This window comes from Streptomyces dryopteridis, from assembly GCF_049606955.1.
Lineage (GTDB): Bacteria > Actinomycetota > Actinomycetes > Streptomycetales > Streptomycetaceae > Streptomyces.
In genome coordinates this window covers 1,586,131-1,609,125 of sequence record NZ_CP187113.1, presented here as the reverse complement: position 1 = coordinate 1,609,125, position 22,995 = coordinate 1,586,131, and the positions used below count along the sequence as shown (strand labels likewise).

General features: G+C 74.3%; 19 protein-coding genes. 7 read left to right on the top strand and 12 right to left on the bottom strand.

Translation table 11 applies throughout. From position 1 onward, the window contains the following. Window positions 1-16 precede the first annotated feature (16 nt). Together ACN20G_RS06455 and ACN20G_RS06450 are read right to left on the bottom strand one after the other, a co-directional pair. Window positions 17-1,333, bottom strand: a complete 1,317-nt coding sequence (locus ACN20G_RS06455) for a sensor histidine kinase (RefSeq protein WP_424211759.1) — start codon at window positions 1,331-1,333, stop codon at window positions 17-19. A 271-nt stretch (window positions 1,334-1,604) separates the two neighbouring features. Continuing rightward, window positions 1,605-2,177, bottom strand: a complete 573-nt coding sequence (locus ACN20G_RS06450; protein WP_424211758.1) for a cob(I)yrinic acid a,c-diamide adenosyltransferase — start codon at window positions 2,175-2,177, stop codon at window positions 1,605-1,607. A 211-nt stretch (window positions 2,178-2,388) separates the two neighbouring features. Here ACN20G_RS06450 and ACN20G_RS06445 point away from each other — a divergent pair, with 211 nt between their 5' ends. The 3 genes from ACN20G_RS06445 to ACN20G_RS06435 all read left to right on the top strand — a co-directional run bounded on the left by ACN20G_RS06445 (window position 2,389) and on the right by ACN20G_RS06435 (window position 7,048). Continuing rightward, window positions 2,389-3,240, top strand: a complete 852-nt coding sequence (locus ACN20G_RS06445; RefSeq protein WP_424211757.1) for a 3-hydroxyacyl-CoA dehydrogenase family protein — start codon at window positions 2,389-2,391, stop codon at window positions 3,238-3,240. A 454-nt stretch (window positions 3,241-3,694) separates the two neighbouring features. Further along, entirely contained in the window at window positions 3,695-4,018 is a 324-nt protein-coding gene (locus ACN20G_RS06440) for an STAS domain-containing protein (protein WP_424211756.1), read from the top strand. Window positions 4,019-4,258: 240 nt separating this feature from the next. Further along, window positions 4,259-7,048 (top strand): hypothetical protein, encoded by a 2,790-nt coding sequence (locus tag ACN20G_RS06435; protein WP_424211755.1) that lies wholly within the window; start codon window positions 4,259-4,261, stop codon window positions 7,046-7,048. Between the two features lie 183 nt (window positions 7,049-7,231). On the opposite strand, the gene nucS is transcribed toward ACN20G_RS06435, so the two are convergent. After that, on the bottom strand, window positions 7,232-7,903 hold the full coding sequence (gene nucS, locus ACN20G_RS06430) for an endonuclease NucS (protein WP_424211754.1): 672 nt from the start codon (window positions 7,901-7,903) through the stop codon (window positions 7,232-7,234). Window positions 7,904-8,138: 235 nt separating this feature from the next. On the opposite strand from nucS, the gene ACN20G_RS06425 reads away from it, so the two are divergent. Beyond that, a complete protein-coding gene (locus ACN20G_RS06425) occupies window positions 8,139-8,531 on the top strand; it encodes an SCO5389 family protein (protein WP_424211753.1) in 393 nt (130 codons plus the stop codon). An 89-nt stretch (window positions 8,532-8,620) separates the two neighbouring features. On the opposite strand, the gene ACN20G_RS06420 is transcribed toward ACN20G_RS06425, so the two are convergent. Beyond that, entirely contained in the window at window positions 8,621-9,652 is a 1,032-nt protein-coding gene (locus ACN20G_RS06420; protein WP_424211752.1) for an LLM class flavin-dependent oxidoreductase, read from the bottom strand. A 251-nt stretch (window positions 9,653-9,903) separates the two neighbouring features. On the opposite strand from ACN20G_RS06420, the gene ACN20G_RS06415 reads away from it, so the two are divergent. Beyond that, complete coding sequence (locus ACN20G_RS06415; RefSeq protein WP_424215394.1) at window positions 9,904-10,173, top strand: ATP/GTP-binding protein; 270 nt, start codon at window positions 9,904-9,906, stop codon at window positions 10,171-10,173. Window positions 10,174-10,199: 26 nt separating this feature from the next. Here ACN20G_RS06415 and ACN20G_RS06410 read toward each other — a convergent pair whose 3' ends face one another. The 7 genes from ACN20G_RS06410 to mce form a co-directional block, all read right to left on the bottom strand. Further along, entirely contained in the window at window positions 10,200-11,018 is an 819-nt protein-coding gene (locus tag ACN20G_RS06410; RefSeq protein WP_424211751.1) for an ABC transporter permease, read from the bottom strand. Continuing rightward, the gene (locus ACN20G_RS06405) at window positions 11,015-12,115 is read right to left on the bottom strand and encodes an ABC transporter ATP-binding protein (protein ID WP_424211750.1); all 1,101 of its coding nucleotides are present in this window, start codon (window positions 12,113-12,115) and stop codon (window positions 11,015-11,017) included. The genes ACN20G_RS06410 and ACN20G_RS06405 overlap by 4 nt, the downstream gene beginning before the upstream one ends. Window positions 12,116-12,300: 185 nt before the next feature. Beyond that, on the bottom strand, window positions 12,301-13,080 hold the full coding sequence (locus tag ACN20G_RS06400) for an ABC transporter permease (protein WP_424215393.1): 780 nt from the start codon (window positions 13,078-13,080) through the stop codon (window positions 12,301-12,303). 2 nt (window positions 13,081-13,082) lie between these two features. Continuing rightward, window positions 13,083-14,096, bottom strand: a complete 1,014-nt coding sequence (locus tag ACN20G_RS06395) for an ABC transporter ATP-binding protein (RefSeq protein ID WP_424211749.1) — start codon at window positions 14,094-14,096, stop codon at window positions 13,083-13,085. A gap of 100 nt (window positions 14,097-14,196) precedes the next feature. Continuing rightward, the gene (locus ACN20G_RS06390) at window positions 14,197-15,135 is read right to left on the bottom strand and encodes a cellulose-binding protein (protein ID WP_424211748.1); all 939 of its coding nucleotides are present in this window, start codon (window positions 15,133-15,135) and stop codon (window positions 14,197-14,199) included. 205 nt (window positions 15,136-15,340) lie between these two features. Continuing rightward, a complete protein-coding gene (gene scy, locus ACN20G_RS06385) occupies window positions 15,341-19,834 on the bottom strand; it encodes a polarized growth protein Scy (RefSeq protein ID WP_424211747.1) in 4,494 nt (1,497 codons plus the stop codon). 183 nt (window positions 19,835-20,017) lie between these two features. Continuing rightward, window positions 20,018-20,458: a methylmalonyl-CoA epimerase gene (gene mce / locus ACN20G_RS06380; protein WP_424211746.1), complete on the bottom strand. Its 441-nt coding sequence runs from the start codon at window positions 20,456-20,458 to the stop codon at window positions 20,018-20,020. A 135-nt stretch (window positions 20,459-20,593) separates the two neighbouring features. On the opposite strand from mce, the gene ACN20G_RS06375 reads away from it, so the two are divergent. Next, window positions 20,594-21,796: an acetyl-CoA C-acetyltransferase gene (locus ACN20G_RS06375; RefSeq protein WP_424211745.1), complete on the top strand. Its 1,203-nt coding sequence runs from the start codon at window positions 20,594-20,596 to the stop codon at window positions 21,794-21,796. 99 nt (window positions 21,797-21,895) lie between these two features. Then, window positions 21,896-22,858: a methylmalonyl Co-A mutase-associated GTPase MeaB gene (gene meaB / locus ACN20G_RS06370; RefSeq protein ID WP_424211744.1), complete on the top strand. Its 963-nt coding sequence runs from the start codon at window positions 21,896-21,898 to the stop codon at window positions 22,856-22,858. Between the two features lie 57 nt (window positions 22,859-22,915). Here the strand turns inward: meaB and ACN20G_RS06365 are convergent, their stop codons facing one another. Next, the gene (locus ACN20G_RS06365) at window positions 22,916-22,990 is read right to left on the bottom strand and encodes a 50S ribosomal protein bL37 (protein ID WP_372460710.1); all 75 of its coding nucleotides are present in this window, start codon (window positions 22,988-22,990) and stop codon (window positions 22,916-22,918) included. Window positions 22,991-22,995: the final 5 nt, after the last annotated feature.

The window sequence follows — 22,995 nt, the reverse complement described above, 5'->3', positions numbered from 1 at the left end:
GTGGAACGGGGCGGGGTCAGGGGGTCGGGTCGTCGAGCGGGAGGGTCACGCGGACCCGCCACAGGCCCCCGTCCACGGGTCCGGCCGCGAACGAACCGTGCAGCAGCTCGGACCGCTCCCGGATCCCCACCAGCCCCGAACCGGAACCCGGGGCCCGGGGTCGCGAGGCGGCCGGGGGCAGCGGGCTGTCCACCTCCACCACCAGTTCGCGGCCCCCGCCCCGACCCCGCTCCGGACCGGTGGATTCGAGCCGGACCGGCACCGGACCCGGGCCCGCGTGCTTGAGCGCGTTCGTCAGGGCCTCCTGCACGATCCGGTACGCGGCCATCCCCACGGGCACCGGGACCGGCGTGCCGGGACCCGAAGCGGAACGCCCCGAGGGCTCCGTGATCCCCTCCGGATCCGACAGCGTCGGCTCCAGCCCGGTCGCCGTGCCCACCGCCCGGGCCCGCTCCACGAGGGAGCCGATGCCCGCCGGCGAGGGCACCGGCTCGGCGGGCGCCGGGGGACCGTCCGAGGCCCCCGCCGGCCGTGCGTCGCGCCCGAACTCGTCCTCCGGGCCCGCGCGCAGCACCTCGATCATCCGCCGCATCTCGGCGAGCCCCTGCACGCTGCTCTCCCGGATCACCCCCAGCGCCTCCCGGCTGGTGGCGGGGGAGTCCAGCGAGAGCGCGGCGGTGGAGTGCACGGCGATGGCCGACAGGTGCCCGGCCACCAGGTCGTGCAGCTCGCGGGCCATTCGCGCCCGTTCGTCCCGCACCGCCCGGCGCCGGTCCGACTCGGCCAGCAGGGCCGTCTGTTCGGCCCGCGCCCGGGCCTCCGCCGCCAGGTCGCGGTGGTTGCGGATCGCGATCCCGGTCTGCGCGGGCGTCACCAGGACCAGCCCGGCCAGCACGGCGAACAGCAGGGCGGTGGGCACCGAGGTCCACACCGGCAGCACCAGCGCCACCGTCCCGGTCAACACCCCGGTCAGCATCGGCAGCCGGCGGGCCAGGGCCGGGGGCCCGTACAGGGCCGCCGCGTACATCACGTCCGTGAACAACAGCATGGTCGTGGTGCTCCCGACCGTGAACTGGTCCACGACCAGCACCGGCACGGCCGGCAGCAGCGTCCACCCCGGGGCGATCCGCCGCAGCAGCGCCAGGCCCCCCATGGCCACCAGCGGCACCAGCGTGAACCAGGGCGGGAAGAACCCGCGGTTGTTGGTGCTGTGCACGCCCAGGGACCACAGCAGCACCCCGACGGCCACGCCGCCGGCGGCGAGCCACAGGTCGTGGGGGTGGGGGCGGCGGCGCGGGGGCGGGGCGCCGGGCGCCGGGGGAGTGCTTGTCACGGTCCCGATGGTCACCCTCCCATCCAACAGGGCGAACCCGCCCGGGAGGTAGCGAGCCGACCCCGGAACGACACCGGCCGCGAGTCCCGATCCGCGCGGGCCGAAGGGCCGGGCCCGACGGGACCGGGGTCCGTCCGCCGGACCGCCGGGCGGGACGGGGGCGGGACCGAGGTCGTCGATCGGGGGGTCGCAGGCCATCGATCGTCCCGAGTCCCGCCGGCCGCCGGCGGGCCCGGGGCGGGGTCCGGGGGCGGCCCGGACCCCGGCCGGCTCAGCGTTCGCCGCCGGGCACCCACAGCACGTCGCCGACCTCCTTGTTCGCCGTCCGCGCGAGGATGAACAGCAGGTCCGACAGGCGGTTGAGATAGGTCGCCGTGAGCGGGTTCATGGTCTCCCCGTGGGCTTCGAGCGCCGCCCACGTGGAGCGCTCGGCGCGCCGGACCACGGTGCACGCGTGGTGCAGCAGGGCCGCTCCCGGGGCCCCGCCCGGGAGGATGAAGCTGCGCAGCTTCTCCAACTCCTCGTTGAACCGGTCGCAGTCGGCCTCCAACTTGTCGACGTAGAACTGCTCGACGCGCAGCGGCGGGAACTCGGGCTCCTCGACCACGGGTGTGCACAGGTCCGCCCCCACGTCGAAGAGGTCGTTCTGCACGCGGGTCAGCACGGCCACGATCTCCTCGGGCAGGTCGCCGAGCGCGATGGCCGTGCCGAGCACCGCGTTGGCCTCGTTGGCGTCGGCGTACGCGGAGATCCGCAGATCGGTCTTGTGGGTCCGGCTCATGTCACCGAGGGCGGTCGTTCCCTTGTCCCCGGTACGGGTGTAGATGCGCGTCAGGTTCACCATGCGGCCAGCGTAGGCCCGGGCCCCGGCGCGCCCGCCCGAGCCCTCCCCCCGAGGCCCCGGCGTGGCGGGATCCCGGCCGGTGCGCGGCGGGTTCCCGGCGGGTCGGTGTGACGTCCGTCCAGTGAGACGTGACGCGTGTTACTTCCCGGTCACACCGGGCTGTTCGGGCGCTAGTCTCCGCCGGAGAGGCTACGAGAACGAGGGGTGTGCAGTGGCTGGGAAGCTCGCCGTCATCGGTGCCGGACTCATGGGTTCCGGCATCGCGCAGGTGTCCGCTCAGGCGGGCTGGGACGTGGTGCTGCGGGACGTCACCGACGCCGCCCTGGAGCGGGGCCTGACCGGCATCCGCGCCTCGTACGACAAGTTCGTCGCGAAGGGGAAGCTGGCCGCCGAGGACGCCGAGGCCGCGCTCGCCCGGATCACGACCACCACCGAACTCGACGCGGTCGGCGACGCGGACATCGTCGTCGAGGCCGTGTTCGAGAAGCTGGAGGTCAAGCACGAGATCTTCCGCGCGCTCGACAAGCTGACGCGCGAGGACGCCGTGCTCGCCTCCAACACCTCCGCCATCCCGATCACCAAGATCGCGGCCGTCACCGAGCGCCCCGAGCGCGTGGTCGGCACGCACTTCTTCTCCCCGGTGCCGATGATGGGCCTGTGCGAGCTGGTGCGCGGGCACAAGACCAGCGACGAAACCCTCGCCACCGCGCGGGAGTTCGCCGAGTCCGTGGGCAAGACCTGCATCGTCGTCAACCGTGACGTGGCGGGCTTCGTGACCACCCGCCTCATCTCCGCCCTCGTCGTCGAGGCCGCCAAGCTCTACGAGTCGGGCGTGGCCACCGCCGAGGACATCGACATCGCCTGCAAGCTCGGTTTCGGGCACGCGATGGGCCCGCTGGCCACCGCGGACCTGACCGGCGTGGACATCCTGCTGCACGCCACCGAGAACATCTACACCGAGTGCCAGGACGGCAAGTTCGCCCCGCCGGAGCTGATGCGCCGGATGGTCGACGCGGGCGACATCGGCCGCAAGTCCGGCCAGGGCTTCTACACCCACGGCTGACCCGCCCCGGTCCGGCCCCCACCTCCCGGGGGCCGCGCACCACCGCACCACCGCCCCACCGCACCTCCCGCCCCACCGCACCACCCACGGGACCCGCCGGTTCCACCCCGAACCGGCGGACCGGACGCCGCGCGCGTGACGCGTCGACCGGGCCCCGGCGGAACGCGCACACCGCACACCGCACCCCTCACGCGCGGGCGAACGGCCCCCTGGTTCACCCTCCGGGGTGAATCAGGTATCGGTTCGCTCACAGCCGGCAACTTTCTCGCCCGTCGGACAGTCATTTGTCGGTAAGAGCCTTGTGTTCGCCCGTGCACCCCGCGCCCCCACCTCCCGCGGGTCGGCCCCCTGTCGGCCGGGCCGGCGGACACGCCGTCACCATCGTTCGCGACACAGGCGCACGGCCCGATCCGTCGCCCACGCGGCGGAACAGCACGCACGCCGGGGAGTACACATGCACATCAGGGGCGACCACGCCGAACTCGCGGTCGGGGGCCGTCTCGACGTGCGCAGCGCGGCGGACGCCCGGACCGTCCTGCACTCGGCCCTCGACCGGGGCGACGGAGACCTCGTCCTGGACCTCACCGGACTCGACTCCTGGGACGCGACCGGACTCGGCGTCATCATGAGCGCGCACCGCCGCGCGGGCCGCACCGGCCGCCGGCTGGTCCTGCGGGGGGTCCCGCCGCAGTTGCAGCGACTTCTCGTCGCCACCCGTTTGCATCGTATTCTGGCCATCGAAGGCGGTCTGGAAGCCGAGTCGGTGCCGCGCGTCTGAGTTTGCTCCCCCCACGTCCGGCGCGTTGCAGAAACGTCACAGTCGGTGGTGAGGGTCGGTTCACGGGCACCCTGGCGTGCTCGCGACCGGGAACACCGTTTAATGTTCGGGCCAAAACCGGACCCGTGTCGACGACGGCGTGTGCGCAGGCCGGGAGGGTTTGGCAGCGGCGCGACAGGCGCGGACGGGGGACGGGGAATGGACCGGACACAGGGGCGGGCGACGGGGAAGGGCGGATCGGTGCCCCACGGGCCCGACGGACTGCCACGTCTGTCGCCGGCCCGGGTCGCGCGCTTCGTCGCGGGCGGCTACGAGGTGACCGTCAACCCCATCGACGGCAGCGAGATCGTCGCCCACCGGCCGCTCCTCGCGCCCACCACCACGGCCTCGGCCGGTCGTCCCGCGAAGCGGAGCGCCGAGGAGCGGGCCGCCCTCGCCGAGGACGCCCGTCCGCCCGTGCCGCCGGGCCCCGCCCTGCCCGAACTGCCCCTGCTGGAGCGCGCCGGCGCCCGCCGACGACTGCTGGACCTCCTGGGCCGGGGCCGCTCGGCCCTGCTCACGGGCGCGGCCGGCAGCGGCCGCACCACGCTGCTGGACTCCCTCGAACCCGACTGCGCGGACCTGTTGCCCGACGGGGTGGTCCGACTCGACGGCCGGGACCGGCGCACCGGCTCCGGCGAACTGCTCCAGGCCCTGCACGCCGTGGTGCACGACGCCCCCCGGGAGCGGCCCGACCGCGCCGAACTGACGGCGCGCCTGCGGGACGTGCGGGCCGTGGTCCTCGTGGACGACGTGAGCCTCGGGCCGGTCGGCCGGGCCGCCCTGCTGCGCGGGGCCCCGCGCAGCGTGTTCGTCCTGGCCGTGGACCCGGCCGGGGCGGACGCGGACGCGCCGTCCGACACGGAACCGGAAGCGGAGGGCGCCGAGGCGGACGCGGAGCCGACGGTCGGACTCACCGCGGAACTGCCGGCGCTGACCGAGGAGGACCTGGCCGGCGCCCGGTCCGGCCGGTTCGGGAGGTTCGGCGGGGCCGCGGCGGGCGCGAAGGAGCCGGTGGCACCCGCCGAGAACGAAGCGGAATCCGAGGAGCCCGCCGAGGTGCACCTGGCCGGGCTGAGTCGCACCGCCCACGCGGAGCTGGTGCGGGCCGCGCTCGGCCGGGAGCTGACGGAGGCCGAGGCGGAGTGGGCCGAGAGCCTGCGCACGGCCGGCGCCGGGCTGCCCCTGGAGGCCGTCCGCGCGGCGGCCCTGCTGCGCTCGCGCGGCCCGGTCCCCGACGCCGACGACGACGCCGACGCCGACGCCCCCGACGGTGACCGTGACGGCGACGACGACGAAAGCGCGGCCGCGCTGCCCACCCCCGAAGAGTGGGCCGAGGCCGCGCCCGAGCTGCTCGCGCGCTCGCTGAGCCCGGCCGCCCGGGCCGCGCTGCGGATGGCGTGCGCCCTGGAGGGCGCCGTGCCCCACCACGCGCACCTGCCGGCCCTGCTCGACGAGGACGACGCCGAGGAGGCCGTGGCCGAGCTCGTGGCCGCCGGTCTGGCGACGGCCTGCGGCCCGGGGCGCCGGCTGTCCGCCGGGGTCCTGGCCCGCTGCGGCGCCGACCTCACCGCCGAGGAGAGCGCGGCGGACGCCGAGAGCGCCGCCCGGCACTACACCTGGTGGAGCGGCCGTTCCACGGTGCCCCCCGAGCGCGTCGCCGACGAGGCGGAGGCCCTGCTGGCCGCGCTCTCGGGCGCCGGCGCGGCCGTGTCGCTGCGGCTGGCCCGCACCGCCGCCCCCGCCTTCGCCGCCGCGCTGCGCTGGGACGTGTGGGAGCGCGCGCTGCGGGCCGGCGCCGAGGCCGCGCGGGGCGCGGGCGCGGACGCCGAGCTCGCGTACTTCCACCACGAGCTCGGGGTCTTCGCCCTGTGCGAGAACCGGCTGGAGCAGGCCCGGACCGAGCTGGAGGCGGCGATCGCCCTGCGCGGGGCACTGGCCGACAAGAGCGGCACGGTGGCCGGACGCCGGGCCCTGGCCCTGGTGGCCGACCGCGAGCTGCGGACCGGGGTGGGGCGGTTCGCCACCCCGCCGTCCCTGGTGAAGACCCCGGCGGCGGGCACCGGACCGGGCGCGCGGCCGGTCGGCCGGCCCCCGGTGACCGAGGCGATCACGCAGGAGGTGCCGGTGGTCGACGGTCCGACCACCTCCGGCACCGGCAGCTCGGCCTTCCCCAAGCTGCTGCCCCCGGTGCCGACCGCCGCGACCCCGCCGCACGCCTGGGCGGGCGGCGCGGAGATCGACGGGGACTCCGAGACGCGCCCCGTGCCCACGATGCTGGCCGCGTCCGGTTCGCGGCTGGCTCCGCCCGCGCTGCTGGCCGAGAGCGGGGTGGCGGGACCGACCGTGCCCGGCCACGTGGGCTACCGGCCGGCGCCCCCGCCCCGGCGCAAGCGGTCGCGGACCCGGGCCGCCCTCGTGGCGACCTCCGGGGTGCTCGGCGTGGTCATCGCGGGCACCGCGCTCGGCATCGCGCTCGCCGGGATACCCGGGGGCGAGGCGGAGGGCAAGCCCAAGGTCCGGCAGTCCTCCGGGGCGCCCTCGCACGACCAGGGGGACGAGGGGGACAGCACCAGCAGTAACGATTCTTCAGGGGCGGACTCCTCCGGCACCTCCGGGGAGGGCGGCACCCGGCCCACCAAGGGCGCCGTCGGAGGGGACTCCACCGGCTCGACCGCGGGCACGAGCACCGGTTCCTCCGGCAGGCCCGCGGACCCGAGCACCTCGACCCCGCCGTCCCCGGGGCCCTCGACCGATCCCGACCCGGGCAAGCCCGATCCGGAGAAGCCGGACCCGGAGAAGCCCGACCCGGGCAAGCCGGACCCCGAGAAGCCCGATCCGGAGAAGCCGGACCCGGGCAAGCCCGATCCGGAGAAGCCCGACCCCGAGAAGCCGGACCCGGGCAAGCCGGACCCCGAGAAGCCCGACCCGGGCAACCCGGACCCGGAGAAGCCCCCGGTGGTGAACCCGGGCGCCCCCGTGACGGCCTGAGCCGCCCCCGGGAGGCCCCGGATCCTCCCGGGCCCCCGCAGGGCCCGCCCAGGGCCCCGGAGCCCGCCCAGGGCCCCGTACCGCCCCCGGCACGCCGAAGCGGCCCGACCCCCACGCGGGGGCGGGCCGCCTCGGCCTCGCGCGATCGGGCCCGGACCGGTCCCGCCCGGTCGGCCCGTCGGATCAGAACAGGCGCAGCTTGTCGTCCTCGATGCCGCGCAGCGCGTTGTAGTCCAGCACCACGCAGTCCATGCCGCGGTCGGAGGCCAGCACCCGCGCCTGCGGCTTGATCTCCTGCGCCGCGAAAATGCCGCGCACCGGCGCGAGGTGCGGATCGCGGTTGAGGAGTTCCAGGTAGCGGGTGAGCTGCTCGACCCCGTCGATCTCGCCCCGGCGCTTGATCTCCACGGCCACCGTGGCGCCCGAGGCGTCGCGGCACAGGATGTCCACCGGGCCGATCGCGGTCGGGTACTCGCGGCGGATCAGGGTCCACCCCTCGCCCAGGGTCTCGATGCGGTCGGCGAGCAGCTCCTGGAGGTGCGCTTCCACGCCGTCCTTGATCAGACCGGGGTCCACGCCCAGCTCGTGGCTGGAGTCGTGGACGACCTCCTCCATCGTGATGATGAGCTTCTCGCCCGCCTTGTTGACGACCGTCCACACGTGGGACTCGTCCCCGGTCCCCTCCTTGAGGGTGCACGGCGGGGACATCCAGTTCAGGGGCTTGTACGCCCGGTCGTCCGCGTGGATGGAGACGCTGCCGTCGGCCTTGACGAGGATCAGGCGGAGGGCGGAGGGCAAATGGGCGGTGAGCCGGCCCGCGTAGTCGACGGAGCAGCGGGCGATGACGAGACGCATGGTCGGCAACGCTACTCGACGGAGGCGCCCCCACGCGATTCGCCCCTGAAAGCCCCGTTCGCCGATGGCGCGTTGTATGCGCATTCTCCTGGTGCGGTTCCCGCGCGGCGCCTACGGTGTTGGCAGGAGGTTGTCGAGCGCGCACAGGGCGTTGCCATTGTGGGCGGTCGGCGCCTCCTTCCCTGCCCGTAAGGCTCCGGTCACCAAGCAGGCCGGGGTCGCGAGAGGAGAACCCATGTCGCTCGACGTCTCACCGGCCCTGTTGGAACAGGCCGAGCGAGGCGAGGTCGACGAAGCAGCCTTCGTCGACTGCGTCCGGACCTCCCTGCCCTTCGCATGGGAGATGATCAGCTCACTGGTGGCCCAGCTGAAGGTCGACGGCGGGGAGTTCGCCGACAATCAGACGCCGCCGCCGAACGAGCAGGCCCGGGGACAGCTGCTGCGCGCCCTGGCCAGCGACGCGATACGCGGCGCGCTGCAACGGCACTTCGGGGTCCGCCTGGCGTTCCAGAACTGCCACCGGGTCGCCGTGTTCCCGCTCGACCCGTCGTCCGACGACCGGCTCGCCAAGTTCACGTCGATCCGCGGGCAACTGCTGAACCAGTCGCCGGAGCTGCGCGACTGCTAGACGCCGCCCGGCACTCGGCGTCCCCTCTGACTCACGCGTCCGGCCGGCGGCCCTTGCGAGCCGCCGGCCGGGACCGGCGGGGACGGTGCTCAGCCGAGCAGGGGCAGCACGTCCGAGCCCAACCGGCGCACCGTCTCCTCCGTGGCGGCGAGGTCGCCCGAACCTTCCACGAGCAGTGCGAACCGGGTGATCCCGGTGCGGCGGGCGGTGGCGGTCAACCGCTCGGCCGCGAGTTCGGGCGTCCCCACCGCGTGCAGGGAGCACAGCAGCTCCGTGTACGCCACGGGGTCGCGCATCGCGCGTTCCCGTCCGTCCACCGTCACGTGCGCGTCCAGGCCCTGCCGCAGCCAGCCCGGCATGGCCTTCAGCAGGGTCTCGCGGGCCTCGGCCGTCGTGTCGGCCAGCTGGCAGACCCCCGCCGAGACGTGCGGCGCCTCGTGCGCCAGCTCCCGCGAGTGCCCGGCCGCCAGCGCCGTGCGCCGCCACAGCTCGGTCATCGCGGCCTTCTCCTCGTCCCCACTGTGCATCCCCAGCAGCATCGGCAGGCCGCGCTCGGCCGCCATCCGCACCGAGTCCGGGGAGGTGCAGGCGACGATCAGCTCCGGGGCCGGCGGATCGCCGAGGGCGTCGTCGGGCCGGGGGACCACGGCGACCTCCCGGAACGGGTGCCGCGCGGCCCCCTCGTTGCCCACCCGCGGCTCGGACAGCCAGCGCCGCAGCAGGTCCAGGTCCTCGGGGAAACGGTGGTCGTGGGCGTCGAGCCCGCCGCCGAACACCTCCAGGTCCACCCACGGCCCGCCCCGCCCCAGCCCCAGGGTGAACCGGCCCCCCGAGGTCACGTGCAGCAGGGCGGTCTGCTCCGCGAGGGCCACCGGGTGCGCGTTCGGCAACACGCTGATCGCCGTCCCCACCCGGATCCGGCGGGTCCGCCCCAGCAGCAGCGCCGCCAGAGTCACCGCCGACGGGCACACCCCGTACGGCACGAAGTGGTGCTCGGCCAACCACACCGAGTCCAGTCCGCTCCGCTCCGTCATCTCCGCGGTCCGCACCGCCCGGTGCAGAGCCTCTCCCGCCCCCTGACCCGGGAAGCGGGCCGCCAACACGAACGTTCCCACGCGCATCGCTCTCGCGACTCCTTTCGACTCCCCTCCTGCCGGCAACAACGTCCGACACGTGCCAAGGGCACGGGCCGGCCGGGAAGTTCTTGGGATTGTCGGGGAATCCTCCGCCGACCACCCTGAGGGCTCGGTACGGTGCTGCGCGTAGTCTGGAGAAAAGACCCCACCAGCTCGCGACCCGTGAGGTATACGTGTCCCCGCGCAACAACCGCCCCCGGAGGGGCGAGCCGTCCGAAGGAGGCGAGCGGTCCCCTCTGTCCCCCGACCGCTTCGGCCTCGAACGCGTCGAGGAGTACCTCGGCGAGGAGTGGCGGGTCCGGATGGTGTCCGGCGCGATGGCGGGCGGCAAGCGCTACCGCTGTCCCGGCTGCGACCAGGAGATCCCGGCCGGCACCCCGCACCTGGTGGCCTGGCCCGAGTACGGCGGCGTCGACGACCGGCGGCACTGGCACAAGGCATGCTGGAACGCCAAGGACCGCCGCACCTCGCGGGTGCAGCGGTCCAGGAACGCCCCCCGGTACTGAGCCGGGGCGGGGGAGCGGGGCCCGGCTCACAGGTCCCGGCGGCTCACCGTCCAGTAGGACGCGCACATGGTCGCGGCCGTCACCACCAGCAGCAGTCCGATCTGGGCCAGGTCGCTGGTCTGCCGGATCTCCCCGCCCTCCCCGGCCACGCCGAAGAGCTGGAGCAGGGCGACGGGCGCGTTGTACAGCAGGATCACCCGGCCCACCGGCTCCAGGGCCGGCCAGATGCTCAGCATCCCGCCGATCACCGGCGGCAGCGTCACCAGCCCCAGCATCAGCACGATGGTCCCGGCCGAGTGGCGCACCAGGCTGCCCACCGCCAGGCCGAGCACCCCGAGCAGGGTCACGTACGCGCAGCCCGCCAGCGCCCGCACCCACTCGGAGGAGGAGTGCGGGCCGGCGCCCGCGCCGCCGTTGACGATCGCCGCCGTCACGGCCACCAGGAACACGGCCCCGGTCACGGTCAGGAACGCGGTGCCGGAGAAGACCAGGTACTTGGCCGTGAGCACCCGCAGCCGGTCGGGGGCGGCCGTGAAGGTGCTGCGGATCAGGCCCGTGCCGTGCTCGGAGGTGATCGACAAAACCCCCAGCAGGATCACCGGGAGCTGCCCGACGAGCAGCCCGAACATGGCCGGCGCCGTGTACGGCATCCGCTGGTAGTCCTCGGGCCTGGTCAGCGACACGGCCAGCATCCCGGCCGCGACCACCAGGAAGGCCATCGTGCCCAGGGTCCAGACCGTGGAGCGCACCGAGATCAGCTTGGTCCACTCCGAGGCCACGGCGTGCGCCAGGCGCGGACGCGCGGGGGACGCCGGGGCGGGCGCGGGCGCGGGGGCGGTGGTCATCTGGGGTCCTCTGCGTCGGGTGCGGCGGGCGCGGGGGAGCGGAAGCGGGGGTCGGCGCCGGCGGCCGCGGGGGGCGGCGGGGCGAAGAACGCGGCGCTCGGCGCCTGCGGGACCTTCTCCCGGGCCTCCCAGTCGGGCAGGGCCCACGGGTCCGGCTCCTCCAGCTGCTCGCGGGGGTCGTCGGTGGAGGTGAACTCCACCTCGCCCCGGGTCAGCCGCATGTACGCCTCTTCCAGGGAGGCGTGGTGCGGGGACAGCTCCCACAGCCGGACCCCCGCCGCGTGGGCCAGGTCGCTGATCTCGGGCAGCGGCAGGCCGGTGACGCGCAGGGCCCCGTCGGGCTCCTGGAGCACCCGCCCCCCGGCCTTGGCCAGGGCCTCACCCAGCGTTTCCCGGCCGTTCGGGTCGGTTCCGGCCGGCCGCACCCGAGCGAATCCGGCCGAGTTGTGCGTGATGAACTCCCGCACCCCCATGTCGGCCAGCAGCCGGCCCCGCCCGATCACGATCAGGTGGTCGGCGGTCTGCGCCATCTCGCTCATCAGGTGCGAGGAGACCAGCACGGTCCGCCCCTCCGAGGCCAACCGGCGCATCAGCCGGCGCACCCAGCGGATCCCCTCCGGGTCCAGCCCGTTGACCGGCTCGTCGAACAGCAGCACGTCCGGATCGCCCAGCAGGGCCGCCGCGATCCCCAGCCGCTGCCCCATGCCCAGCGAGAAGCCCTTGGTCCGCCGGTCGGCCACGTCGGCCAGCCCGACCACGCCCAGCACCTCCTCCACCCGGCGCTCCGGGATCCCGGAGAGCTGGGCCAGCGCCCGCAGGTGCGTGCGGGCCTTGCGGCCCCCGTGCACCGCGTGCGCGTCGAGCAGGGCGCCCACCCGGCGCTGCGCGTCGGGCAGCTCGCGGAAGGGCACCCCGTCGATCGTGACCCGCCCGGAGGTGGGCCGGTCCAGCCCCAGGATCATCCGCATCGTGGTGGACTTCCCGGAGCCGTTGGGCCCCAGGAAACCCGTCACGTGACCGGGCCTGACCTGGAAGGAGAGGTCGTCGACAGCGGTCTTCGCACCGAACCTCTTGGTCAGCCCGACTGCCTCGATCATCCTGTTCGCCCCTTGCCGAAAACGGCGGTTTCGCGCCCGTGTAAGGGTTAAGAGGATAGCGAGCGGGCCTTGGTTCCCGAGGCCGGAGCGTCCCTGAGGCGACCCTGAGGCATCCCTGAGAGGCCCCTGAGTCGCCCCCGAGACGGCGCGGCGACGGTCCCCGAGGGGGATTGCCGGCGCGGCCCTCAGGCGTCGCGCTTGGCCAGCACCAGCCAGCCGCCCGCGACGGCCGCCAGCGCCCACAGGGCCATGATGCCCAGGCCGCCCCAGGGCCCGTACGGGGTCTCGGCCCCGCCCATCGCCCCGTCGACCACCTGCATGACCCGGCCGCCGGCCGCGTCGGGCAGCCACTGGGCCACCTTCCGGGTCGCGCTCACCGAGGTCAGGATCGGCGAGACCAGGAAGAACAGCGGCATCAGGACGCCCAGCGCCAGCATCGAACTGCGCAGCATCGTCGCCACGCCCATCGAGAACAGGGCGATCAGCGCCATGTACAGCCCCGCGCCGATCACCGCCCGCAGCACGCCCTCGTCCCCGAGCCCGGTGCTCCGGTCGCCCAGGATCGCCTGGCCCAGGAAGAAGCTCAGGAAGCTCGTCAGCAGCCCCACGGCCAGCGCGAGCGCGGTGGCCACCGTCAGCTTGCCGAACAGCAGGGCGCCCCGGCGCGGCACCGCCGCGAGCGAGGTGCGGATCATGCCCGAGCTGTACTCGCTGCCGACCACCAGCACGCCGAACGCGATCATCGCGAGCTGCCCCAGGCTCATGCCCGCGAAGCTGCCGGCCGTCGGGTCGAAGGTCGCCTGCTGCTCGGGCGGCAGCTGCGCGAAGGAGCTGTTCAGGAACCAGCACAGCAGGGCGCTGACGGCCACGGTCACGACGAAGGCCGAGGCCAGGGTCCAGACGGTGGCGGAGACCGTGCGGATCTTCGTCCACTCGGAGCGCAGTACGGCGGAGAGGGAACCCATGGTCACTCACCGTCCTTCTCGTGGGAGCCCCACGCGGGGACGTCGGCCGGGCGGGCGGGATTGTCGAGGGGCGCGGTGACGGGCCCGCCGAGCGGGGCGCCGGGGGCGCCCGTGTGCGCGTGGTACTCCACCGACTCGGCGGTCATCCGCATGAACGCCTCTTCCAGGGACGCCTGCTGCGGGCTGAGTTCGTGCAGCACGATCCGGTGTTCGGCCACCAGCTCGCCGATCCGCTCGATCGGCACCTCGTCCACCTCCAGCACCCCCGTGCCGGGCACCGTGATCGCGGTGATGCCCGCCTCGTGCAGCACGTCCTTGAGACGTTCCTGCTGCGGAGAGCGGAGCCGCACGAAACTTCGGGAGTTCTGACGAATGAAATCGGCCATGGAGGAGTCCGCCAACAGTCGACCCTGCCCGATCACGATCAAATGATCTGCGGTCATCGCCATCTCGGACATGAGGTGGGAGGAAACGAAGATCGTCCGCCCCTCCGCCGCAAGGCTTTTCATCAGATTCCTGACCCACAGAATTCCCTCGGGGTCAAGACCGTTGACAGGTTCGTCGAACATGAGGATCCGCGGATCCCCGAGCAGGGCCGCCGCGATGCCGAGTCGCTGCCCCATGCCGAGGGAATAGCCCTTCGACTTCTTGCGGGCCACCGGCGTCAACCCGACCAGGTCCAACACCTCGGAGACCCGGCGTTCGGGAACCCGATTGGACTGGGCCAGGCACAGCAGGTTGTTGTAGGCGCTGCGTCCGCCGTGCATGGCCTTCGCGTCCAGCAGCGCCCCGATGTACTTCAGGGGTTCCGGCAGGTCCCGGTAGTGCTTCCCGTCGATCCGGACCGACCCGCTCGTCGGGTTGTCCAGCCCGATCATCATGCGCATGGTGGTCGACTTCCCGGCCCCGTTCGGTCCGAGGAATCCCGTCACCACCCCCGGCCTGACCTGGAAGCTGAGGTGGTCCACGGCGGTTTTCGCGCCGAAACGTTTCGTGAGTCCCTCTAGCTCGATCATGCCCGCCACGCTATTGCGCCGAAGGGCCCCACGCCACCGACGAGGTGGCCCGGGGCCCTTCCGTTCCGCGTTCGTGACCGGGTGCGCGCACCCGTCGTGATCAGCGGCTCTGCTGCGCCGGCACGCCGCGGGTCACGGACTCGTCGTCCATGATGGGGTTGGCGGCGGCCACGGCCGCGCCGGTCAACGTGGCGAGCATCTCGCGCACGTTCGTCAGCTGCGCGTTGATGGAATCGCGACGGTTCGTCAGCGCCGCCAGCTCGCGCTCCGACTCGTTGCGGATCCGGTCGGCCTTCGCGTTGGCGTCCGCCACGATGTCCTCGGCCTGACGCTGCGCCGTCTCCACCGTCTGGCGCGCCCGGCGCTCGGCGTCGGTGCGGAGCTTCTCGGCCTCCAGGCGCAGCTGCTCGGCCCGGTGCTCGATCTCGGCCAGACGCTTCTCGGCCTTGGCCTGACGGCCGGCCAGGTCGCGCTCCGACTGCTCCCGACGCTTGGCCAGGTTCGTCTCGAAGTCCGCGGCGGCCTGGGCGGCCTTGGCGCGGGTCTCCTCGAACAGGGCGTCGGCCTCCTCGCGCTTGGAGGCCGCGTCCTTCTGGGCCTCGGCGCGCAGGGTCGCGGAATCGCCCTTGGCCTTCTCGACGATGCGGACGCCCTCGTCCTCCGCCTTCGCCTTGCGGTCCGCCGCGAAGGACTCGGCGTCGTTGCGCACCTGCTGCGCGGCCGACTCGGCCAGCTCGCGGTGCTGCTCGGCGGCGCGACGGGCCTCCTCGCGCAGGTCCTTCGCCTCCTCCTCGGCGAGCCGCAGGATCTTCTCGACCCGGGCACCGAGACCGGCGTAGGACGGCTCGGCGTCACTGACCTGGGCCTGGGCGTTCTGCGTTTCGAGGTGCAGTTCCTCGATCCGCTTTTCCAGCGAGTTGATTCGGCCGAGTGCGCTGTCCCGGTCGGCGACCAGCTTGGTAATGCGGTCGTCCACCTGACCGCGGTCGTAACCACGCCGCACGAGCTCGAAGCCGAAGGGGGAGGATGTGTCGCTCATGGGGTTCCTGTCGAAGTGAGACCGATGAGGTGCTGTGGGGGTGAGGTGTCCAGGGGAATCCTAGGCGCCCAAGCGGCGTGTCATCGAGTCAATCCGCGTTTGGCCCGGAGAATGACACCCCTTTTGAGTGGCAAGGCGACGGATTGCTTGTCGCTCATTCGCCTGAACCCCTCTCAGAAGCACACCTTCGCGCGGTCGGCCGGCCCTATGACGACTTGCCACCCGAACGAGTGGAACCCACCGACGCCCCGGCCTTCACGCCGGGACTCGAACCGCTGCCGGAGGACTTCCCGCCGCCCGTGGGCGCCTCGAATGATTCCAACGCCTCAAGAACGTCCTGGACACGGGAGATCTCCGCCTGAATGTCCTCCCGCCTGCGCACGAGCACCTCCAGCTCGCGCCGGCCCTCGTCCACCAGACGCTCCGCCTCGGCCCGCGCCTCGGTCAGCGCGGTCTCGGCCCGACGGCCCAGTTCGGCCTTCTTCTGCTCGGCCTCCTTGAGCAGGGTCTCGGCCTTGCGGACGGCCGCGATGCGGACCTTCGACGCCTCGCTGCTCGCGTCCGCCAACAGGTCCTTCGCCTTGGCCTCCGCCTCGACGCTCTGCTCCGTGGCCGCGCGCACCAGGTTGTCCACCCGCTCGCCGGCCGCCCGCATCTGCTCGGCGGACTCGCGCCGGGCCCGCTCGTGCAGCTCCTCGACCTCGGACTCCACGCGGGTGCGCAGCTCCTCGACCCGCTCCCTTATGGCGGCGGCGTCCGTGCGCGCCCCGACCAGCAGTTCGTCGGCGTCGGTCCGGGCCTTCTCCACGAGGCCGTTGCCCTCGACGGTGGCCTCGGAGGTGATCCGGTGGGCCTCCTGGCGGGCGGCGGCGACCATCGCGTCGGCCCGTTCCTCGGCCTTGGTGGTGGCGGCGAGGGCCTGCTCGGAGGCGTCGACGCGCAGCTTGTCGGCCTCGGCGGCGGCCTCGGAGACGAGCCGGTCCACCTGCTCGGCGGCCTCGGAGCGACGCTTGTTGGCCTCGGAGCGGGCCTCGTCGAGGACCCGCTCGGATTCGGCGCGGGCCTCGGCGCGGACCCGGTCGGCCTCCTCGGCGGCCTCGGCGGCGGCCCGCTCGGTCTCCCGGCGGGTCTTCTCGGCCTCCTGTCGGGCGCTCTCCAGGTCCTCGGCGCCCTCGGCGCGCAGCCGCTCGGCCTCGCCGGCGGCGTCGGACAGGGTGCGTTCGGCGGACTCGCGGGTCTCGGCGGCGAGCTTCTCGGCCTCGTGGGCGGCCTCGGAGACGAGGCGGTCGGCCTGTTCGGCGGCCTCCGAACGCAGCCGGTTGGCCTCGGCGCGGGCCTCGTCCAGGGTCCGGTCGGACTCCTGCTCGGCGGCGGCGAGGGTCTGGGCGGCCGCGGCGGCGGTGCGCTCGGCCTCGGCGGTGGCGTCGCCGACGATCCGGCCGCCCTCGGCGCGGGCCTCGGTCAGGACGCGGTCGGCCTCGTCGCGCAGTTGCTCGGCCCGGTCCGCGGCCTCGCCGAGGGTGCGTTCGGCGGCGGCGCGGGTGCGTTCGGCCAGGGCCTCGGCCTCGGCGCGGGCGCTCTCGACGGTGTCGGCGGCGGCCTGCTCGGCCTCGGTGAGGGCGGCCTCGGCGCGGTCGGTGAGGTCGAGGGCCTCGGTGCGGGCGGCCTCGCGGGTCGCCTCGTTCGCGGCCTCGGTCTCGGCGGTGAGGCGTTCGGCCTCGCGGGTGGCCCCGGCCAGCAGGTGGTCGGCCTGTTCGGCGGCCTCGGCGCGCAGTCGGTTGCCCTCGGCGCGGGACTCGTCGAGGACCCCGGCGGCCTCGGCCCGGACGCGTTCGGCGGCCTCGTCGGCGGCGGTCTCGACGGCGCGGGCGCGCTCGGCGGCGGCCTCCTCGACGCGCCGGCCGGCCTCCTCGGCCTCGGTGGTGATGCGGGCGCCCTCGGTGCGCGCCTCCTCCAGGGAGACGGCGGCCTCGGACCTTATGCGGTTGGCGTCGTCACGGGAGTCGGCCCGGGTGCGGGCCGCGTCGCGTTCGGCGGCGGCGAGGGCGTCGGTGGCCTCCGTGCGGATCCGCTGGGCGTACTCGGCGGTCTCGGTGCGGGTGCGCTCGGCCTCGGCGATGGCGTCGCCGACGGTGCGCTCGGCGAGTTCCTTGGCGGCGTCGGTCTCGGCCTTGGTGGAGGCCCGCAGGCGGGCGGCGTCCTCGTCGGCCTGCTGCCGGTGGGCGTACGCCTCCTCGCGGACCCGGTCGGCCTCGGTCTCGGCCTCGGCGCGGGTGCGCTCGGCGACCACCTCGGCGGCGTTGCGCAGCCCGGTGATCTCCTCCTCGGCCTGCTCGCGCAGGCCCGCCACGGACTCGCGGACCTCGTGGGCCTTGGCCTCGGCGGCGGCGACCAGCTCGGCGGCGCGGGTCTCGGCCTCCTCGGTCAGGCGCGCGGCCTCGACCTGGGCCTCCTCGACCCGCTTGCGGGCGGCGGCGAGGAGTTCCTCGCTCTGCTCCCGGGCCTGGGAGCGTTCGCCGTCGGCCTCGGCGCGAGCGGCGGTGAGGGTCTCGTCGGCCTCGCGGCGGCGGCGGGCGGCCTCCTCCTGGGCGGCGGCCAGGGCCTCGGCGGCCTCGGCGGCCAGCAGCTCGGCGGCGGTCTTGGCCTCGGCGCGGACCCGGTCGGCGGTCTCCTGGGCCTCGGCGCGGACCCGCTCGGCCTCGGTCTCGGCCTCGGTGCGCAGGCGGACGGCGACCTGCTCGGCCTCGGCGCGGGTGCGGCCCGCGTCGTCGGCGGCGTCGACGCGCAGCCGGTCGGCGTCGGTCTCGGCGTGCTCGCGCAGGGCGCGGATGCGTTCGGCGGCCTCGACGCGCAGGCGTTCGGCCTCCTCGCCGGCCTCGCGGCGCAGTTCCTCGGAGTCGGCCTTGGCGGTGCGCAGTTCCTCGTCGGCGGCGGCGAGGCGGGTCTCGGTCTCCTGGCGGACCCGGGCGTGCTCGGTCTCGGCCTCGGCGCGGCGACGCTCCAGGGCCTCGTCGGTCTCGGCGCGGCGGGCGGTGACGGCGGCCTCGGTCTCGGCGCGCAGCGTCTCGGCGTCCTCCTGGGCCTCGGCGCGCAGCCGCTCGGCCTCGGCGCGGGTGCGCTCCAGGGTCTCCTCGGCCTGGGTGCGCAGGGCGCCGGCGCGTTCCACGGCCTCGGTGCGGACCCGGTCGGCCTCGGCGCCGGCCCCGGCGCGCAGGGCGTCGGCGTCGGCCTTGGCGCGGGTGAGGAGCTCCTCGGCGGTGTTGGCGGCCTCCTCGATCTGGGAGACGGCCTCGCGGCGGGCCTCGCCGCGGATCCGCTCGCCCTCGGCGACGGCCTCGGCGCGCAGGGCCTCGGCCTCGCCGCGCAGCCGTCGGGCCTCCTCCTGGAGCTCGACGGTGCGGGCCCGGTACTCCTCGGTGTCGTCCTTGGCGGCGCCCTTGAGTTCCTCGGCGGTGTCGGCGGCCTGGGCGCGCAGCCGGTCGGCCTCGGCCTCGGCCTCGCGTCGGACCCGGTCGGCCTCCTCGGTGGCGGCGCGGGTGGTGGCCCGGGCGTCCTCGGACGCCTTGGTGAGGATGTCCTCGGCGGTGCGGGCGGCCTTGGCGAGCTGGGCGGCGGTGTCCTCGGCGGCGGCCGTGCGGGCCTTCTCGTCGGCCTCGGTGAGCAGGCGCTCGGCCTCGGCGCGGGCGTCGGCGATGGTCTGCTCGGCCTCGCCCTTGAGGGCCTCGGCCTCCTTGGTGGCCTCGCCGACGAGCCGGGCGACCTGCTCCTTGGCGGTGCGGGTGCGCTGCTCGTTGACGGACTCGACGGAGGCGAGCTGCCGGGCGGCGCTCTCCTTGGCGTCGGCGAGGAGGGTCTCGGCCTCGGCGCGGGCCTCGCGCAGGGTGCCGTCGGCCTCCAGGACGCGGGCCTCGGCCACGCGGCCGAGGTCGAGGGTCTGCTGTCGGGACTGCTCGGCCTCGGCGCTGCTGGTGGTGCGCAGCTTCTCGGCGTGCTCGGTGGCCTCCTGGGCCTGGGTGGAGGCGGCGGCCAGCAGGCGTTCGGCCTCCTTGCGGGCCCGCAGCAGGGTCTGCTCGGCCTCGGCGCGGCCGGTCTCGGATGCCTCGGCGATCCGGCGGCGGGTCTCCTCGGCCACGCGGGCGGCCTCGGCGCGGGCCGCGGTGAGGGCGGCCTCGGCCTCGGCGCGGGACTCGTCGAGGAGCCGGCGGGCCTGGGCCTCGGTGCGGGAGCGCAGCTGTTCGGCCCAGGCCACGTTCTCGTTGACGTGGGCCTCGACGGTCTGGCGGCGCTCGTTGAGCTCCTGGTCCAGGCGCTGGCGGCGGTTGACGGCCTCGGTGTGGAGTTCGGCCTGGAGCCGGGCCTGGTGTTCGGCGTGCTCCTGGAGGATGCGCTGGGTCTGGGCCCGGGCCTCGCGCAATTCGCGTTCGGCGTCCACGCGCATCTGCTCGGCCTGGATCTGCGCCTCGCGCAGCAGTTGCTCGGCCTGGTAGCCGAGGTTGCCGGCGTCGTAGGCGGGCCGGGAGGCCAAGGCGCGCCGGGCCTCGTGCAGTTTGGCGCGCAGCACTTCGACCTGGTAGCCGAGGTCCTCGGCGTGCTGGACGACCTTTCCGCGTTCCTTCTTCAGCCGTTCCATCTCGGCTTCGAAGAGCGAAAGGTGATCGGTCTCAGACTGCTGACTCTCCTGGCTTTCGTAGCCCCGCACCGCGCGGTCCCATCCGTCCCCTGGTCGCAAGCTCACTGTCACATGAGCACCGTCCGCCCGCTGAACGGCGCCCCCGGGGTGATGGTGTCAGATGCCGGGGCGCGGGTCACAAGCCCCGACCCCTTGTCCGCACCGATCCCCGGCCGAGCCTTGTGCCACTCTACCGGCCGGGGATCGGGGCGGTCAGTGGTCGGGGTTCGGCTCGGTCGCGGAGGTGACCAGCTCGGTCAGGACGCCGTGGCAGTCCTTGGGGTGCAGGAAGGTGATGGCGGAGCCCATGGAACCGCGTCGGGGGGCGTCGTAGAGGACCCGGACGCCCTTGTCACGGATGGCCTCGGACTCGGCGGTGACGTCGGCGGTGCCGAACGCGATGTGGTGGACGCCCTCGCCGTTCTTGGCCAGCCATTTGCCGACGGCGGAGTCCTCGCGCGTCGGTTCGAGGAGTTGGAGGTAGGAGGCGCCGCCGTCGTCGGTGCCGTTGATCCTCAACATGGCCTCGCGGACGCCCTGCTCTTCGTTGACCTCGGTGTGGAACACCTCGAATCCGTAGGTGGCACGGTAGAACTCGACGGTCCTGTCCAGGTCGGAACAGGCGATCCCGATGTGGTCGATGCGTGTCAGCATGAGTCAAGTGCACCGCCGGGGAGGGTGGTCACGCAACGTGCGCGCGATCACACTCACGCGCCGGTGACGGCGTGGGTACCGCTCAGTACATTCGTGTGAACCCTCGTTCACTCCTCATCCAAGGGGCTGTGCCTCATGTCCGGAACGAACAACACGACCTCGGTCATCGTCGCTGGGGCCCGCACCCCCATGGGGCGGTTGCTGGGCTCCCTGAAGTCCTTCTCCGGGGCGGACCTCGGTGGTTTCGCCATCAAGTCCGCGCTGGAGCGAGCCGGCGTCTCCGGCGACCAGGTCCAGTACGTGATCATGGGTCAGGTGCTGCAGGCGGGCGCCGGCCAGATCCCGGCCCGTCAGGCCGCCGTCAAGGCGGGCATCCCCATGAACGTCCCGGCCCTGACGATCAACAAGGTGTGCCTGTCCGGGCTCGACGCGATCGCCCTGGCGGACCAGCTGATCCGCGCCGGCGAGTTCGACGTGGTGGTGGCGGGCGGTCAGGAGTCCATGACCAACGCCCCGCACCTGCTGCCGAAGTCCCGTGAGGGCTTCAAGTACGGGGCGATCGAGATGCTCGACGCGATGGCCCACGACGGGCTCACCGACGCCTTCGACAACGTGGCGATGGGCGAGTCCACCGAGACGCACAACACCCGGCTGGGGCTGCTGCGCCCGGAGCAGGACGCGTTCTCGGCGCTCTCGCACCAGCGGGCGGCGGCGGCGCAGAAGAACGGCGTGTTCGAGGCCGAGATCACCCCGGTGGAGATCCCGCAGCGCAAGGGCGACCCGGTGCTGTTCGCCGTGGACGAGGGCGTGCGGCCCGAGACCACGGTGGAGTCGCTGGGCCGGCTGCGGCCGGCGTTCGCGAAGGACGGCACCATCACGGCCGGCTCCGCCTCGCAGATCTCCGACGGGGCCGCGGCCGTGGTCGTGATGAGCCGCGCGAAGGCCGAGGAGCTGGGCCTGGAGTGGATCGCGGAGATCGGCGCGCACGGCAATGTGGCGGGTCCCGACAACTCGCTCCAGTCCCAGCCCGCGAACGCGATCGTCCACGCCCTGGGCAAGGAGGGCCTCGGGGTCGAGGACCTGGACCTCATCGAGATCAACGAGGCGTTCGCGGCGGTGGCCGTGCAGTCAATGAAGGACCTGGGCGTGACCCCGGAAAAGGTGAACGTCAACGGGGGCGCGATCGCCCTGGGGCACCCGATCGGCATGTCGGGCGCGCGGCTGGTGCTGCACCTGGCGCTGGAGCTGAAGCGGCGCGGCGGCGGGGTGGGCGCGGCGGCGCTGTGCGGCGGCGGCGGGCAGGGCGACGCCCTGATCCTGCGGGTGCCCTCCGCCTGATCCCCACCTCCCCGGTGACCCGGGCCGGGCGGCGCCGGCCGACCCGCCCGGGTCCCCGGGACCGCCCGGCACGCGAACGACACGAGGAGCAGTGACCCGATGACGACGGTGGACGTCCCCACCCTGGTCGAGCAGGCCCGCGAGGGCCGTCCGCGGGCCGTGGCCCGGCTGATCTCCCTGGTGGAGGGGGCGTCCCCGCGGTTGCGGGAGGTGATGGCGGCGCTGGCGCCGCTCACGGGCGGGGCGTACGTGGTGGGGCTGACGGGTTCGCCGGGGGTGGGGAAGTCCACGTCCACCTCGGCGCTGGTCTCGGCGTACCGGGCGGCCGGCCGGCGGGTGGCGGTGCTGGCCGTGGACCCGTCCTCGCCGTTCTCGGGCGGGGCGCTGCTCGGGGACCGGGTGCGGATGTCGGACCACGCCTCGGACCCGGGGGTGTACATCCGGTCGATGGCCACGCGCGGGCACCTGGGCGGCCTGTCGTGGGCGGCGCCGCAGGCGATCCGGGTGCTGGACGCGGCCGGGTTCGACGTGGTGCTGGTGGAGACGGTCGGGGTGGGGCAGTCGGAGGTGGAGATCGCGGCGCAGGCGGACACCTCGGTGGTGCTGCTGGCGCCGGGCATGGGGGACGGGATCCAGGCCGCGAAGGCGGGGATCCTGGAGATCGGCGACGTGTACGTGGTGAACAAGGCGGACCGGGACGGCGCGGACGCGACCGTGCGGGAGCTGCACCACATGCTGGGCCTGGGCGAGGCGCGGGCGGCCGGGGACTGGCGGCCGCCGATCGTGAAGACGGTCGCGGCGCGCGGGGAGGGCGTGGAGGAGCTGATCGCGGCCCTCGACAAGCACCGGGCGTGGATGGAGGAGCACGGGGTGCTCGCCGAGCGCCGGGCCGCGCGGGCGGCGCGGGAGGTGGAGACGATCGCGGTGACGGCCCTGCGGTCGCGGATCGCGGACCTGAAGGGGGACGCGCGGCTGTCGGCGCTGGCGGGCCGGGTCGCGGCGGGCGAACTGGACCCCTACGCGGCGGCGGACTCCCTCCTGACGGGCATCACGGAGGGCTGAGCGCCCGGGCGCACGGGACGGGCCCGGCCGGAGGAGCTCCGGTCCGGGCCCGCGGGCTCACGTGTTGGGACGTTTGCCGTGGTTCGCGCCCTTCTTCTTGCGGGCCCTGCGCTTGTTGCCTCGCTTGGACATGCCCT